This is a genomic window from Natronobacterium gregoryi SP2, assembly GCF_000230715.2.
GTDB classification, from domain to species: domain Archaea; phylum Halobacteriota; class Halobacteria; order Halobacteriales; family Natrialbaceae; genus Natronobacterium; species Natronobacterium gregoryi.
Map to the genome: position 1 here is coordinate 2,992,334 of NC_019792.1, position 14,719 is coordinate 3,007,052.

14 protein-coding genes are annotated in these 14,719 nt (G+C 62.0%); 1 reads left to right on the forward strand and 13 read right to left on the reverse strand.

Annotation, left to right across the window (positions count from 1 at the left end):
• Positions 1 to 141: 141 nt before the first annotated feature.
• The 4 genes from NATGR_RS14825 to thiC form a co-directional block, all read right to left on the reverse strand.
• The gene (locus NATGR_RS14825; protein ID WP_005580836.1) at positions 142 to 1,044 is read right to left on the reverse strand and encodes a PhzF family phenazine biosynthesis protein; all 903 of its coding nucleotides are present in this window, start codon (positions 1,042 to 1,044) and stop codon (positions 142 to 144) included.
• A gap of 258 nt (positions 1,045 to 1,302) precedes the next feature.
• Positions 1,303 to 2,823, reverse strand: coding sequence for an MATE family efflux transporter (locus NATGR_RS14830; RefSeq protein ID WP_005580838.1), 1,521 nt, complete (start codon positions 2,821 to 2,823; stop codon positions 1,303 to 1,305).
• Positions 2,824 to 2,879: 56 nt separating this feature from the next.
• On the reverse strand, positions 2,880 to 3,530 hold the full coding sequence (locus NATGR_RS14835; protein ID WP_005580840.1) for a helix-turn-helix domain-containing protein: 651 nt from the start codon (positions 3,528 to 3,530) through the stop codon (positions 2,880 to 2,882).
• Positions 3,531 to 3,711: 181 nt separating this feature from the next.
• Complete coding sequence (gene thiC, locus NATGR_RS14840) at positions 3,712 to 5,118, reverse strand: phosphomethylpyrimidine synthase ThiC (protein ID WP_005580841.1); 1,407 nt, start codon at positions 5,116 to 5,118, stop codon at positions 3,712 to 3,714.
• A 491-nt stretch (positions 5,119 to 5,609) separates the two neighbouring features.
• Here thiC and NATGR_RS19605 point away from each other — a divergent pair, with 491 nt between their 5' ends.
• Entirely contained in the window at positions 5,610 to 5,771 is a 162-nt protein-coding gene (locus NATGR_RS19605; RefSeq protein WP_015233761.1) for a hypothetical protein, read from the forward strand.
• 106 nt (positions 5,772 to 5,877) lie between these two features.
• Here NATGR_RS19605 and NATGR_RS14845 read toward each other — a convergent pair whose 3' ends face one another.
• The 9 genes from NATGR_RS14845 to NATGR_RS14885 all read right to left on the reverse strand — a co-directional run bounded on the left by NATGR_RS14845 (position 5,878) and on the right by NATGR_RS14885 (position 14,188).
• Positions 5,878 to 7,338 carry a monovalent cation/H+ antiporter subunit D family protein gene (locus NATGR_RS14845; protein ID WP_005580842.1) on the reverse strand — a complete coding sequence of 487 codons (1,461 nt, stop codon included), beginning with the start codon at positions 7,336 to 7,338 and terminating at the stop codon, positions 5,878 to 5,880.
• 103 nt (positions 7,339 to 7,441) lie between these two features.
• Positions 7,442 to 9,271 (reverse strand): Na(+)/H(+) antiporter subunit D, encoded by a 1,830-nt coding sequence (locus NATGR_RS14850; protein WP_005580843.1) that lies wholly within the window; start codon positions 9,269 to 9,271, stop codon positions 7,442 to 7,444.
• On the reverse strand, positions 9,271 to 10,950 hold the full coding sequence (locus NATGR_RS14855; protein WP_005580844.1) for a proton-conducting transporter transmembrane domain-containing protein: 1,680 nt from the start codon (positions 10,948 to 10,950) through the stop codon (positions 9,271 to 9,273). The genes NATGR_RS14850 and NATGR_RS14855 overlap by 1 nt, the downstream gene beginning before the upstream one ends.
• Complete coding sequence (locus NATGR_RS14860; RefSeq protein WP_005580845.1) at positions 10,943 to 11,332, reverse strand: sodium:proton antiporter; 390 nt, start codon at positions 11,330 to 11,332, stop codon at positions 10,943 to 10,945. Before NATGR_RS14860 ends, NATGR_RS14855 begins: the two co-directional genes overlap by 8 nt.
• On the reverse strand, positions 11,329 to 11,946 hold the full coding sequence (locus tag NATGR_RS14865; protein WP_005580846.1) for an MnhB domain-containing protein: 618 nt from the start codon (positions 11,944 to 11,946) through the stop codon (positions 11,329 to 11,331). The genes NATGR_RS14860 and NATGR_RS14865 overlap by 4 nt, the downstream gene beginning before the upstream one ends.
• Entirely contained in the window at positions 11,943 to 12,548 is a 606-nt protein-coding gene (locus NATGR_RS14870) for a DUF4040 domain-containing protein (RefSeq protein ID WP_005580847.1), read from the reverse strand. The genes NATGR_RS14865 and NATGR_RS14870 overlap by 4 nt, the downstream gene beginning before the upstream one ends.
• Positions 12,545 to 12,871 carry a monovalent cation/H(+) antiporter subunit G gene (gene mnhG / locus NATGR_RS14875; protein ID WP_005580849.1) on the reverse strand — a complete coding sequence of 109 codons (327 nt, stop codon included), beginning with the start codon at positions 12,869 to 12,871 and terminating at the stop codon, positions 12,545 to 12,547. Before mnhG ends, NATGR_RS14870 begins: the two co-directional genes overlap by 4 nt.
• Entirely contained in the window at positions 12,868 to 13,152 is a 285-nt protein-coding gene (locus NATGR_RS14880; protein ID WP_005580850.1) for a cation:proton antiporter, read from the reverse strand. Before NATGR_RS14880 ends, mnhG begins: the two co-directional genes overlap by 4 nt.
• On the reverse strand, positions 13,145 to 14,188 hold the full coding sequence (locus tag NATGR_RS14885; protein WP_005580851.1) for a monovalent cation/H+ antiporter subunit E: 1,044 nt from the start codon (positions 14,186 to 14,188) through the stop codon (positions 13,145 to 13,147). Before NATGR_RS14885 ends, NATGR_RS14880 begins: the two co-directional genes overlap by 8 nt.
• Positions 14,189 to 14,719: the final 531 nt, after the last annotated feature.

Genomic DNA, 14,719 nt, shown 5'->3' on the forward strand with positions numbered 1-14,719 from the left:
CCGAATGAGTTTCTTCGACGGCTGGCGACTTTCGCCGCTCGAGCGACGACGAAGACGGACTGCTGTCCCGATGTCCCGGCGCGACCGCAGGAGCGCGGTCGCGCCGGAACTGACTGACAGCAAACCGTCTGAACCGGTCGGTCAGGCCTCGAGAATCTCGTCTTCCGCTGTCGGCGGAACGACCATCGCCCCCTCGAGTACGACGACGCCACGGCCGCCGACTTGCACCTCGTCTCCAACCCGAACGCGGACGACGCCCGGTCGATCGACGTAGTGGCCCTGCTCGAGTCTGAGTTCGTCAGGGAAGTCGTCGTCGAACGCGCCGAAGCGATCGAGGTACGCGCCGACGGCACCGCTTGCCGTTCCCGTGACGGGGTCCTCGGTGACTCCCGCGCCGGGCGCAAACATCCGCCCGTGCAGCGACGACTCGCCCGCGAGCGTATCGAAACTAAAGACGTAGACGCCTGCGGCGTCGACTGACTCGGCCAGTGACTCGATCGCGGTCGTGTCCGGCTCGGCCGCACCGAGATCCGAGAGATACGTGATCGGGACGATCAGGAACGCCAGCCCGGTCGAGGAGACTGCGAGCGGGATATCGTCGCTTGCCCCTTCGAGTGCCGCTTCGTCGACACCCAACGCGTCCGCGACGCGATCGTAGCCGACATCGACCTCCCGGACCTGTGGCGCGTCCTGGGTCAGCCAGACCGTACCGTCCTCCTCGACGTCGACCTTGAGGACGCCGACGTTCGTCTCGAGTGTGATCGTGCCGGGTTCGAGGCCCTCTCGGTCGTGAAGGTAGGTGAACGACCCGATCGTAGCGTGTCCACAGAGATCGACCTCCTGTGTGGGAGTGAAATAGCGGATTCGATAGTCGGCGTCGTCGCTCGAGCGGAGGAAGGCGGTCTCGCTGACCGCCATCTCGTCGGCGATCGCCTGCATCTGGTCGTCGGTGAGGCCGTCCGCGTCCGGGACGACGCCGGCGGGGTTGCCCGCAAGCGGATCGTCGGTGAACGCGTCGACCTGAAAGAGCCGGATCGTCTCCATATCCGATGGTGTGCCGGCACACTATTCGTTCTTTTCTCTAGTGGCTTGGGCCGCCACTAGCCGTCACTCGAGCGGCTGCCGACAGTGCCGACTCGGACAGCGTACCGGAGAGTGTTTCACCACGAGTTGTGGCCGCCAAACCAGTGCCCAGACAGTACGTCGTCTCGTTGCAGCGTCTCGGATCGGTTCCTGCCCGTCGGTTCCGGTACGATCACGGCCCGAAGCAGTCGTCATCGGGTCGTCGGTCCAGCGACCGTATCACTGGTCTTGTTTCGAGAGCACGGACGGGATTATCCACGCTCCCCTGAAGAACCACACAGCGGCGACCACCGACGCGATCACGTAGGAGAACGCGATCGAATACCACACCCCAGTGACGCCGGCCTCGAGCCAGACGAGCGCTGCGTAACTGAGCGGAATACGGAACACGAGAAGTTCCAGAGAGGCCATCATCATCGCGAGTTTCGTGTTTCCGCTTCCGCGGAACGCGCCGAGAATCACCTGGAATACGGCAAAGAAGATCAGTGCCGGTCCAACGACCCGGATGAAGGCGGCACCGCCCTGTACAACAGCATCGGCAGCGACGTCACCTCCTTCCACGGCCAGAAACACGCCGACGATCGACTCGGCGAACGGATAGGCACCGGCGACGATACAGGTGAAGAGGGCAACGGCTATCCCACCAGAGAGGTAGACTGCCCGCTTGGCACGAGCCAGTTGGCCGGCACCGAGATTCTGACCGACAACCGCTTCCACTCCTCGAGCGAGCCCCAGCGAGATGACAAAGAGGATTCCAACGAGGTACTCGGAGATGCCATACGCTGCGACGGCAGCAGCACCCTCGATTGCTATGATGGCCGTCAGGACTGCGACGCCGCCTGCCCGAACCGTCATCTCGACCACCGTCGGGGAACCGATCTTGACGATTTGGGTGACCGTCGAGCGACGCAAGCGCAGCGAACTGGGCGTGATCTCGAACCCGAGTCGGCCGGAAAAGAGGATGTACAGACCGAGTGCAGCGGCAACCGATCGGGAGAGGACCGTCGCAACTGCAGCACCCTCGATGCCGTAGCCGGCAAACCCAGTCTGGGCATACAGCGACGTTTCTAACGCGGACAAGCCAGCCCACTCGAAGAGTGGGTTAGCCGAGAATCCATGGATGAGAAACGGGTCGATGACCACGTTGATGGTCGTGCTCACGGCCATCAGCTTGAGCGGCGTTCTCGTATCACCCCATCCTCGAGACAGGGCATTGAATACGAAAAACCAGAACGTCGGCACCAGGCCGAGGAACGTGATGCGCGCGTACTGGACGGCAAGCGTGTGGGGGGCCGTTTCGGGGAGTGCTCCGACGAGCGTAAGCAACCACGGCGTGAGGGCGTATCCGGCTATCGCGAGCACGGCGGAGAGAATCGTCACGAACGAGATGGTTCCCCCGGCAGCCGAGGGAATAGCCCGGAACCGCCCCGTCCCCTTGTACTGTGCGACGAGTACGGTTCCTGCGGTCACGATACCGAAGCCGACGCTCATACCGAGGTAGATGACCGGCCACGCGTAGGACATCGCCGCAATCGCGTCCGTTCCGAGATGGCCGATCCAGTAGAGGTCGACCAGGAAATAGACCATGTCGAGCCCTTCGGCGAGAACGATCGGCGCTGAAAGAACTACCAGCGGCTTGAATAGTCGGCCGTCGACGACGTCGACCGATCGACCCTGTGAGGGAGAACTCTGCGTCGTTGAATCCTGAGAAACCACATCCTTCGTCGTCTCATCAACCATCGTATACTGATATAAGGGCCACACGTGGATCACTGAAGCCCCACACTGTCCGGGGTTTAATAAGGTCTGTCGGAGAAGTAGTGTTCGAAGACGTGAGACTGGCCCCGATGTAACCGTTCGGCGAGTGCCGAGCGAGAAATAGCGAGTACGTCGGCAACGTCTCTGAGCGAGGTTCGTCTCGGCACGTCGAAGTATCCCTCCTCGTAGGCCACCCGCAGTGCTTCGTGTTGTTTCTCCGAGACACCGGGAATACGATAATCGTCGGTATTCGACTCGTACAGGCGACGGAGCTGAAAATCCATATTCATCTTTCGGCAGCTATCACGGTAGGAGACGAGTTCCTCACGGTTTGCAAACTGCTGTTTGAGGTGCTCTCCTTCGCTTGTAACCCACCACCGTTCGACGAGTGTCTTGTTGAATACGAGTTCGTCGATCTCCTCGGGATAGAGATTCTCAACGACCGTGTGGTAGATACGTACCGTCTCTTCGTCGCTGATGAGTGCATACTCCGTAACCGAGTCTTCGTCTTCGAGGGCTGTTTCGAACGCCTCGAACGAACCGCAGACGACCCGGAGAACGAATACGATCGGCCCAGCATCAGCTTGATCCTCCTCTTCGATGGTAATCGTACACTCCGGAACTGCCCGAGCGATAGAAATCAGCGGGTGCTGTTTCGAAAACAGTCTGAACTCTGCCGTCAACACCATATCGATCGGATACGGGCGAAAGCACTAACACTCTTGGACTCGCCGTGCTGGTAACAGCGGCGGAACGGCCAGACCACCCGCGTGCTCACCGACGGTCCAGCAGCCTTACGCGCAGTCGCCACCGATCGCAGTTGCACCGATACGTCGATCCAGCAATCCGGCCCACATTACGGAATGTCGGTCACTCGTCGACGTCTCGGCCCGTCGATCGTTCGGCGTCGTGGGTTCCGACCGGTGGAAGGTTCACTTCCGCTGCCGGCGAAGACTCGAGATCCGTCGTCGCCGCCAACTGGGCCATCTCGCCGTCCGCACGGGCGTCTTGGTCGATTCGCATCGAACAGAACTCGACTCCACACATCGAGCAAAAGCGAGCCTCCTTGTAGTTGTCCTCTGGAAGCGTCTGATCGTGGTACTCGCGGGCGCGATCGGGGTCCAACGCCAGACTGAACTGTTCGCGCCAGTCGAACTCGTAGCGCGCTTCCGAGAGCGCGTCGTCCCAGTCTCGAGCGCCGGGTAACCCGTTTGCCACGTCACCCGCGTGGGCAGCGATTCGGTAGGCCGCCAGGCCATCGCGGACGTCTTCGTCGTCGGGCAAGCCGAGATGTTCTTTGGGTGTGACGTAGCACAACATGGCAGCGCCGGCCTGGGCGGCGATCGCAGCCCCGATGGCGCTCGTGATGTGATCGTAGCCGGGTGCAACGTCCGTCACGAGCGGCCCGAGAACGTAGAACGGCGCGCCGTCACAGACGTCTTGCTGTCGCCGGACGTTCTCGGCGATCCGGTCCATCGGGACGTGGCCAGGGCCTTCCACCAGCACCTGGACATCGTACTCCCAGGCCCGGCGAGTGAGCTCGCCGAGCGTGTCCAGTTCGGCGTACTGGGCCTCGTCGCAGGCATCGGCGAGACAGCCGGGCCGGAGGCTGTCACCCAGGCTGAACGTGACGTCGTGTTCGGCGAAGACCTCGCAAATCTCGTCGTAGATCTGGAACAGCGGATTCTGTTCGCCGTGTTCCTCCAGCCACCTCGCCACGATCGAGCCGCCTCGCGAGACGATCCCGGTCTTTCGCCCGTCGGTCAGCGGCAGGTGCTCCGCGAGAACGCCCGCATGGACCGTCATGTAGTCGACACCCTGCTCGGCTTGCTTCTCGATGATCTCGAGCAGCAGGTCCGTCGTAATCGCCTCGGGACTTCCGGCCTGCTTGACGGCCTCGTACAGCGGAACGGTGCCGATCGGGACGGGCGAGTGGTCGACGTGGGCCTCCCGAATCGCATCTAAGTCGCTGCCGGTCCCGAGATCCATCACCGTATCCGCGCCGTAGTGAACCGCGGTGTGGAGTTTCTCGAGTTCGGTCTCGAGGTCGCTCGTCGTCTCGCTGTTGCCGATGTTGGCGTTGACCTTCGTTGCGAACTCGCGGCCGATGATCATCGGGTCGAGAGCGTCGTGGTGCCGGTTGGCCGGAATGACGGCCTGACCGTCGGCGATCTGCTGTCGAACGAACGCCGGATCGCGGTTCTCGCGCTTGGCGACGCGTTCCATCTCCTCGGTGATCGTTCCGCTTCGGGCGGCTGCAATCTGGGTGTTCGCCATCAATAACTAAGTTGTATCATCGAGTTATAAATAGTTGTCTGGTCGTGGAAAACAGCACCTCAGCGTCCGATACCCGATATATCGTCGTCAGTATCTCGATTCCAGCGACAAGTGAGGCTGTGGCACACGGCTCGTAACTGACCTCTCATATGGTCTGGGGTAGTCAATTACCACCGATCCCCGATTCCTGTCTGGCGATCGGCGGTAACTAGTTACAAAGGGTGTCATAGAACGGTCCCCACACCCGATTCGTCACTACTCTCCGCCAGTCAGTATAGGTGTAGCACGAGAGGTCGAAATGTACTCGGAACCTGTCAGAACTGGCGTGCTGAATACAGGGCGCATATGTTTATCTCTGGAGAATTCGAGGGGATGGAGAACAGTTGTACAGACAAGCGAGTCAGAGTGTATCTCAATATGGAGCCTTCTGTCGCAAATTTAGTGAGACTTGTCCGGACGGAAAGGCTCGTGACTTCGAGCGAGCGCTATTCATGTTCGGAGGGTTCATCATGAATCTGCCGCCGAAAGACGCCCCAACACCAATAGAAAGAATCGATGAGACACTAGAGGCTCAAGAGAAATCGGTCACCAATATGCACGACGAGTATGGGTACGCGATGGTCAACATCAGCGAGATACAAGAGCCTGAGTGAAAGTGCAAACTAAAGCGCTGAGCTTATGCTCTGTATTCAGCGACGATCTTTCTCTCTCATCCTGAGAGTTTCGGCGGAGCCAAAAACAGCTATCGTAGCGGCGACGTTAGGCGACCAGTCCTTCGACCGCGCCGCTGACTGCCTCCTGGATCTCGGCGGAGGCGAAGCCAAGCGTCAGGCCGATGACTGCACCGATGACGATTGCGATGAGCATCCCTTTCGTGATCGCGGTTGGATCGACATCCTCCCCGTCGAAGGGATGGAAGTAGATCCGGTTGACGAAGGGCAAGAGATAGCCCGCCGACAGGAGCGTGCTCCCGAGGACGAGCAGGGAGACGAGCCACATCCCCTCCTCGAACGCGCCGAGTGCGATGTACCACTTGCCGACGAACCCGACCGTCGGCGGCAGACCGATCATCGCGACCGCGAGCACGGCGAAGGCACCAGCCATAACGGGCGCGCGTTTCGCGACGCCGGCGTACTCCTCGAGCGTGCGAATGCCGCCAAACCGGAGCGCGAACATCCCTGCGAGAACGAACAGCGATGCTTTGACGACGCCGTGGCCGAAGATCTGTAGAATCGAGCCGAAGACGGCGGTCTCGTTGGCGATCGCGATACCAACGAAGATGAGTCCGAACTGTGAGACCGTCGAGTACGCCAGTACGAGTTTGATGTGGTCCTGTAGGAGTGCGAAGAAGCCACCAGCGAAGAGGCTAAAGAGCGCGGCGACCAGCAGCAGGTTCGAGATCGTCGGGTTCGCCGCCAGGAAGTCCATCGTAAAGACGGTAAACATCACGCGAGCGAATGCATACAGCGCGACCGCGGGAACGAGCGCCGAGATGACGGCGCTGATGCCGTCCGGTGCGGAGGCGTGGGCGTCCGCCAGCCAGGTGTGAACTGGGAACAACGCGATCTTGATTCCGAGGCCGACCGTGATCAGGACGAACGCGGCGGTCACCACGGGATCGGTGTAGCCGACATCGGCCAGTAGCTCCGGCAGTCGCCGCATGGTGAGCGTCCCGGTTGAAGCGAGCATCAGTGCGACGCCGAGCAGGTAGAAACCGGCCCCGACCGTGCCCACGAGCAAGTACTTGAACGCGGCGTAGGTCGACCACCGGTACTTCGAAGCCGAGACCAGAGCATACGAGGAGATCGCCATGATCTCGAGGAAGACGTACATGTTGAACAGGTCGCCAGTGAGCAGGATACCGAGCATCCCGCCGACCAGCAGGAGGAAGCCGCCGTAGAAAGCGTTTCCTCGTGGCCCGCCAACGCGCGTGTAGACGAGGACGCCAAGACAGACGAGTAAGACGAGCAGGATGACGACGATCGAGAACTCGTCGGCGAACAGTTCGATACCGTAGGGGGTTGGAACGCCGCCGAGTTCGTGGCTTTGCTGGCCGTCTCGTGCGACCATCCAGGTGAGTATCACCGACAGCCCGAACGTCACGGTGACGATCAGGCTGGCGAACGACCAGCCGACGCCTTTCCACCGGACGGTCGCAGCGATCGGTACCGTCGCAGAGAGAAGCGGCAGGAGGACGATCACGGCGAGGAGCCAGTCCATCGTTAGCTCACCCCCCCGACTGCGTCGGTCGCGTTAGCCGTCGGTGCCGGTTCACGTTCGTTGCCCCGTCGTTTCGTCGTCTCCGTTGGATTCCCCGTCATGATTAGATGAAGAGTGCAATGGCGAGTGTGATCGTGAGGATGCCAGCCGCGACGTAGATCGTCAGTCCGATCCCGAGTTTGCCACCAGTCTTCCCGGGAGTACTCTCGTACCGTCTGTCGTACGCCTCCGTCCACTGATCCGGGATGGCTCCGCGGATAGCAGTGTTTGGATCGTGAATTGCACCGACCAGCCGCCAGCCGGTACCGACGACCAGATCGTCGACTCGGTTGTAGACGGCTCCGAGGCTCCCCGAGACGGCTCGAGTGCCGTAGAACGTCGTCGGGTCGTATATCTGGTCGACGTCGAAACCACCGTGGAGGCGGTCGATGATCGGTCTGCCGAGGACGAAAATCGCGATCCCGCCGGCGGCGAGGTAGCCGGCCTTGAACAGATGGGACAGCGAGTAGGGCTCGAGCTCGAGGCCGCCGGCCATCGGCAGGTACGGGACCAGTGCCTGATAGTAGACGCCGAAGACGACGCAGGCGGCGGCGACGGCCCCGGAGATGACTGCGTGGCCGAGGTTCGCGTCGGTGGTTTCGATCGGTTCGCCGTCGAGGAAGGCGTAGTAGCCGAACTTGATGAACGACGCGAACGTCCCCATGCTGCCGACGACGATCATCCAGAACAGGATGTCGATCGAGAAGTCGCCGAAGATGACGACGTTGGAGGGGAAGTCGTAGTCGGCGGCGTCCATCACCATCCCCTTGCTGATGAAGCCGTTGAAGCCGGGCACGCCGCTAATCGACATGGCACCGACGAGGAACACGACCAGTGCGATCGGTGCGGAGGTGCCGATCGCGCCGAAGTTGTCGAGTCGGTTCTCCTTTAGCTGGAGGATCAGGATGCCGGCGGCCATGAACAGCAGCCCTTTGTAGAGGATGTGGTTGAACAGGTGGGCGAACGCGCCGGCGATGCCGAGCGCGGAGCCGACGCCGATCCCGGCGAGCATGATGCCGACCTGTGACTGGATGTGGTAAGACAGCAGTCGTCGCATGTCTTTCTGGGCCAGCGCGAAGCCCGCGCCGTAGATCGCCATCGCGGCCCCGACGAACGCGAGCACGGCGTTCCCGTCGGGGAACGCGCGGTAGGCCGCGTAGACGGCGGTCTTCGTGGTGTAACAACAGAGGAAGACCGACGTGGCGACGTGGGGCTGCGGATAGGTGTCCGGCAGCCAGCTATGCAGGCCGATCATCGCCGTGTTGACGCCGATACCGACGCCGGCGAGGACGGCGGCAAGCGAGACCGTCGTTCCGGCGACTGGGATCGGGACGCCCCCGATTCCCGTGCCGTCAAAGTGCAGCGCGGTCGCGCTCGGATCGGCTGCGAAGAGATAGAGCACGACGCCGGCCAGCAAGAGACTCCCGCCGATACCGTGTGCGAGTGCGTAGCGATAGCCTGCTCGTACTGCGGTGCCGCCGGAGAGCCAGACGAAGACCGTACTCGCGATGGCCATCACTTCCCAACCGACGACCAGACCGAGCCAGTCACCGACCATGACCGTCCACAGCGACGGTGCGACGTAGGCCAGTCCCCACAGCAGGTGGCGGTTGTCCGTGTCGGCGAAGTACGCCCACCCGACCGCGGCAGCGCCAAACCCGCCGAAGATGATCGCCATCAGCCTCGAGAAGTCGTCGACAGCGACGGTGACGATCTCGAGACCCATGAACGTGTATGTCGGACCCACGCCGTCGGGCACGAGCAGTGCCCAGGCGACGACGGCAAGCAGCGAGAGGACGCTGACGCCGTGGGCGACTCGCCGGGAAGCAAACGGTACGATCAGGGCCGCAGCGGCGACGATCAGCGCCGGTGGGATCGAGAGCAGTTCCTCCATTAGTCAGACACCTCCATTGCACCGTCGACGATTCCTTCGATGAGGTCGAAGAAGACGACGTAGTCCGGAGCGATACCGAACAGGATCATTAGCGTCGCGGTAGTCATCAGTGGGACGAGCATCAACAGGGTTGTCTCACCGCCGCGCCAGTCGGCGCGGTCCCAGCCGTCCGCCGGCGGGAGGTCGGGGTGACTGTGGTGGTCGTCTCCTTTTTCGTCTTCCGGCTTCGTTCCACCGTCCGGACGGTACGCCCGTGCGCCGGGCGCGCCGCCGAAGGGGTTGTCGAGCACTGGCTTCTGGTCGGCGGCGTCTTCGGACTCGAAAAACGCCGTGTAGACGACCGGCCAGAAGTAGCCGATGTTCAGTACGCCCGAGAGGACGAGCAGCGGGACGACGAGCAGGTACCCTGCTTCGGCACCACCCCAGATGAGGTGCCACTTACTCACGAAGCCGGCCAGCAGCGGAATACCGGCCATGCTGAAGCTGGCGAGGCCGAACGCGCTCATCGTGATCGGCATCCGTTTGCCGACGCCAGCCATCTCACTGATGTACTTGACGTCGAGTTGGACGTACAGCGCACCGGCACAGAGGAACAGCGTCAGCTTCGAGAACGCGTGTGCCGGGATGTGGAGCAACCCGCCCATCAGTCCCATCTGGGACAGCAAGGAGAGTCCGAGCACGATGTAGGATAGCTGGGCGATCGTCGAGTACGCCAGCCGCGCCTTGAGGTTGTCCTGCCGGAGCGCGAACAGGCTTGCGACGAGGATCGTCGTACCGGCGGCGATCGAAAGCGGCAGCCCCATGCCGATGTCGGCGACCGTTCCCGGTCCGAAGACGTCGATCACGGTCCGGGCGACGCCGAACGCGCCGGCCTTGACGACCGCGACCGCGTGCAACAGTCCCGAGACCGGCGTCGGCGCGACCATCGCACTCGGCAGCCAGGAGTGAAGCGGCATCACGCCCGCCTTCACCGCAAAGCCGCCAGCGAGCAGGGCGAAGGCCCCGCGTGCGGCCCACGGATCGGACGCAGCGACGTCGGCGAGACCCTCGATGCCACCTCGAGTGAACGTGATCGTGCTCGGATCGGTCAGCCAGAAGACCGCAATCATCCCGCCAAAGATCGCCAGTCCGCCCGAGAGCGCGTACGCGAGGTACTTGTACCCCGAGACGCGGGCTTCCTCGGACTCGTCGTGAGCGACGAGTGGATAGGTCGCAAGCGTCAGCACTTCGTAGAAGACGAGCAACACGAACAGGTTCGACGCGAACGCGACGCCGAGTGCCGCACCGACGCTTGCACACAGCATCGCGAAAAAGCGCGTCTGGAACGGCTCGTGGTGGCCACGCATGTAGCCGATGCTGTAGATGGCGGTGACGACGTAGAGACCGCTGGCGACGAGCGCGAACAGCATCCCGAGTTCGTCCGCCCGCAGGGCCAGTTCGATACCCGCGACGAAGAAGCCGAGATCGGTCTCGTACACCTGGCCCTCGAGGACGCCCGGGACCATGCTGGCGACGATTCCGAACATCGTCACGGCCGCCAGGAGCGACCACGCCTCGCGGACGTTGGGTCGGTTCTTCGAGAGGAAGATCAAGCCAATAGTGATGAGCGGGACGAGCAACACCGCCGCGGGTCGGACCGACGGCTCTATCGACGTGCTCGCGACGATCACGTCAGTCATCGCTTTCCCCTCCCTTGTCGCCGCCTTCGCTTGCAGCTATCTTCGCCTCGATCTCGCGTGCGTCGACCGTCCCGAACTCCGCGTAGAGCCGAATAACGAGCGCGAGCGCAAGCGCCGTCACCGCGACACCGACGACAATCGCGGTCAGCACGAGCACGTGGACCAGTGGATTCGCGTGTGGTTCCTCGAGGCCGGCACCGACGATCGGCGGGTTCGAGTCCTCGACGTAGCCGATCGTCACCAGCATCAGGTACACGGAGATCTGGGCGAAGTTGAGGCCGATGACCTTCTTGATGAGGTTCCGGTTGTCGATCATCATGTACAGTCCGACCAGGAACAACACGAACGCCGTCAGGTAGTAGTGGTAGGTTCCGTCGATCACGCGTCGTCACCTCCGTCGTTGCTGGCTCTTTTCTCGGCTTTTTCGTAGCCGGCGGCGAGCCAGACCACCAGTCCGATGATCACGCCACTGACGAGTGCGGCGATTGCGACTTCGACGAGTTTGACCATGTTCTCGACTGTCAGCGGGTAGACGAAGAGCTCGAGAATTGCCCCGCCGAGCGGGACCGCTGCAATGGCGACGCCACCGAACAGGAACGCGCCGAGAACGAAGAGCCCGACTAGGCCGCGGGGATCGAGCCAGTTCTGGGTCGGTTCGAACCCAAACGCCAGGCCGATCAGGATAATCGCGGACGCCATCATGACGCCCCCCTGGAACGCGCCGCCAGGGAGACTGGTCCCGAACAGCGTCAGGTAGACGCCGAACGCCACGACGAACGGCGTGACGAACCGTGCAACTGTCTTGACGACCGGACTCTGGGGTCGGACTGGTGGGACGGGCTCTTGGGCTTCGGCGCTCTCTAGGTCGTCGGTCAGCCGTTCGGTTGCGTCTTCGGCTGTGTCCTGTGTGTCGTCGTACTCCTCCTCGACGACGTCCCGTTTCTCTTCGGGTTCGTCGTCGGTAACGTAGCCGTGGACCTCGTCATCTCCCGTCATAGGATGTCCTCCCGTTCGAGTACGATGAGAATGCTCACCGCAGCCGCGAAGGCCACGATCAGCTCACCCAGCGTGTCAAGTCCGCGGTAGACGACCAGTACGGCGACGACTGCGTTCGGAAACCCGGTGTCGGCGACCGTCTCTTCTATGTAGTAGCCGTACGGCGTCGAGGTACCGTCAGCGTAGGCAGCCGAGACGGCTGGGGCGTCGGGCATACCGATCGGCGGCAAAGAGAGAAAGACGTACCCGAGCGGAATCGCAAGCCCGAGCAACATCGCTACTGCGGGCAGGTTCAGCGGTCGGAATCGTTCGTTTTCTCCGTCAGCGCCCGGGTTCGTCTCTTCGCTGGTGTCGGTCTCGCCAGACATACCCGTCGTCTTCATGACGGCGATCAGGAAGAGGACGGACGTGACGCCAGCGCCGACGGCGGCTTCGATCAGTGCCACGTCGGGTGCGGCGAGCAGCACCCAGATTACCGCGATGCCAAGCGTGAACGCGGCGAACGCGACGATCGATCCGACGACGTCTCGTGCGAACGCGATGAACAGTACGGCACCGATGACGAACGCGATCAACGCGAACTCGAGTGCGAGCCAGATCATCGTGCTCCCTCCTCGTCGTTTCCGTCAACTGTCCAGACTTCGATGTCCTGACTGTACGCGGCACGAGTCACTGCGTGTGCTGCCGTCGGGTTCGTGATGTAGATGAACACGAGCAACAGACCGGCCCTGAGGAGTTCACCAGCGGTGCCGAAGTAGATGCCGACGGCGAGGATCGAAAAGCCCGCACCGAGCGTGTCCGCTTTCGTGGCCGCGTGCGAGCGGGTGTAGATGTCGGGAAGTCGGAGCATGCCGACCGCAGCGACCATCGTAAAGAAGACGCCGAGGACGACGAGCAAGACGACGACTGCAGTGACGAACGTCATCGCCACTCCACCTCCCCGCTCCGGTAGGAGAATCGACCGACGACAAGGCTCAGGACGAAGTTGAGAATCGCATAGACGATCGCGATGTCGAGATACTCCGGCCGATCGAGTCCGGCGGCGACGAGTGCCAGAACGATGACGATGCTCGTGCCGATGACGTTTATCGCGACCACTCGGTCGTGTGTCGTTGGACCGACGACGACCCGGTAGAGGACTGCTGTCGCGAGCAGAATGACGACCACTGCGGCAAGCACCAGCACGGCGTTTGCGAGGTCAGTCATCGCTTGCACCTCCGTCCAGTTCGGCTGGTGGCTCCGACGGTTCGACGATCGATTCGACGTCGTTTCGTTCGTCCGGTCCGGGCAGGTCGAGTCCTTCTCGGCCGTAGAAGAGGAACCGGACTGCGCGTTCGTGGACGCCTTCGACGAGGTCGTTGCGTGCCGACGGCGCAAGCGAGTGAACGAGCAGTTCGTTACTAACCGTATCGACGGTCAACGTCCCCGGCGTCAGCGTGATGCTGTTTGCGAAGGCCGTCACGGAGAGACCGTCGCCGACCGCTGCATCGACCCGGTCGAGACACGGGTCGATCGGCAACGAAGGATGCAATACGACATACGCGAACTGGACGTTCGCCTTCGTTATCTCCCAGAACATGTACGGGACGAACAGGACGCCTCGAGCGATGATCGACAGCCCGGGAACGATGTGTGGAGTCTGTTCGAACGCGACGTTTCGCAACAGCACAGCCACGATGAGCGCGGTGACGGCTCCAGTGGCGAGTGCGAACGGGTAGGTGGGGCCGCCGAGGGCGGCGTAGAAGACGAACGCGACCACACCGACAACACCCCCGCGAACCAGTTCGTCCCGCGTCGGACGCCACCCTCCCGAGACTGGCGCGACCTCGTAGTGGACGTCCGCGTCGGCCAGTACCGTCTCGATGGACTGGAGTTCGTGTGCCGTCGCGTCGACGGAGTAGGCTGGGTCGACGATTACGCGCTCGAGGTCGTGTGCCTCGACGTACTCGAGGAGTAACTCGAAGTGATCGAGCGGGTCGGCGAAGTACTCGTCTTCACCGAGCAGTGCCGTCCGTACCGAGGTGTCGTCGCTCGCGTCGGTTGCGTGTTTCTCCATCCGCGACAGCAGACTTCTGTCGCGCTCGAGACTGTCGTCTTCGGTGTGGTGGCCGGGCGTGGTGAGAACGAGGTGGACTGTACTCGCTCCTTCGCGTCTCTCGACGGCGTCGACAGCGTAGACAACCGTCTCCTCGAGCGTCGAAGACGGGCTGATGGGGACGATGACGCCGTTTCCGTCTATCATACTGGCCACCTCCGTTCGCGAGTGACTCCGACCGATGCGTCGCGGCTGTCTTTCATGCCGGGCGCGTGCTCGTCGGCCCGGGGAACGGTCGTCTGTCGGACGGCCACCGTGTCCGACAGCGGTCCGATCAGTCGTTCAGCCGCCACCGCAGATCCCTCCTGGTGACCGTCGTTTGCTACTCATATCTCTCTTCGTTAGTCGATTCAAGCGGAACCCGGAGGAAAACCATTTCGTTATCCGCTGGTTAGGGCGGACAATGAATAAACATATTCTCTTACCGCCGTTATTTTTACAAACTATTTAGTATTTGTGGGATTTGTTCTCGAACATCCGATTCTGAGTGGCCGATCGGGAGAACGGGCTCCGCGGTAGAGGCGGGACGATGGTGGTTGCTCTTGAACGAAGTCGCTCCGTCCGTACTCCGATGGTTCGACCCCGACCTGTGAATCGGTGTGGCCCATCAGCCGCCGACTCGTGTCCTTTGATTTATACTATCTGGGGGTGAGTACAAGACGAGACCACTCGGTGGCT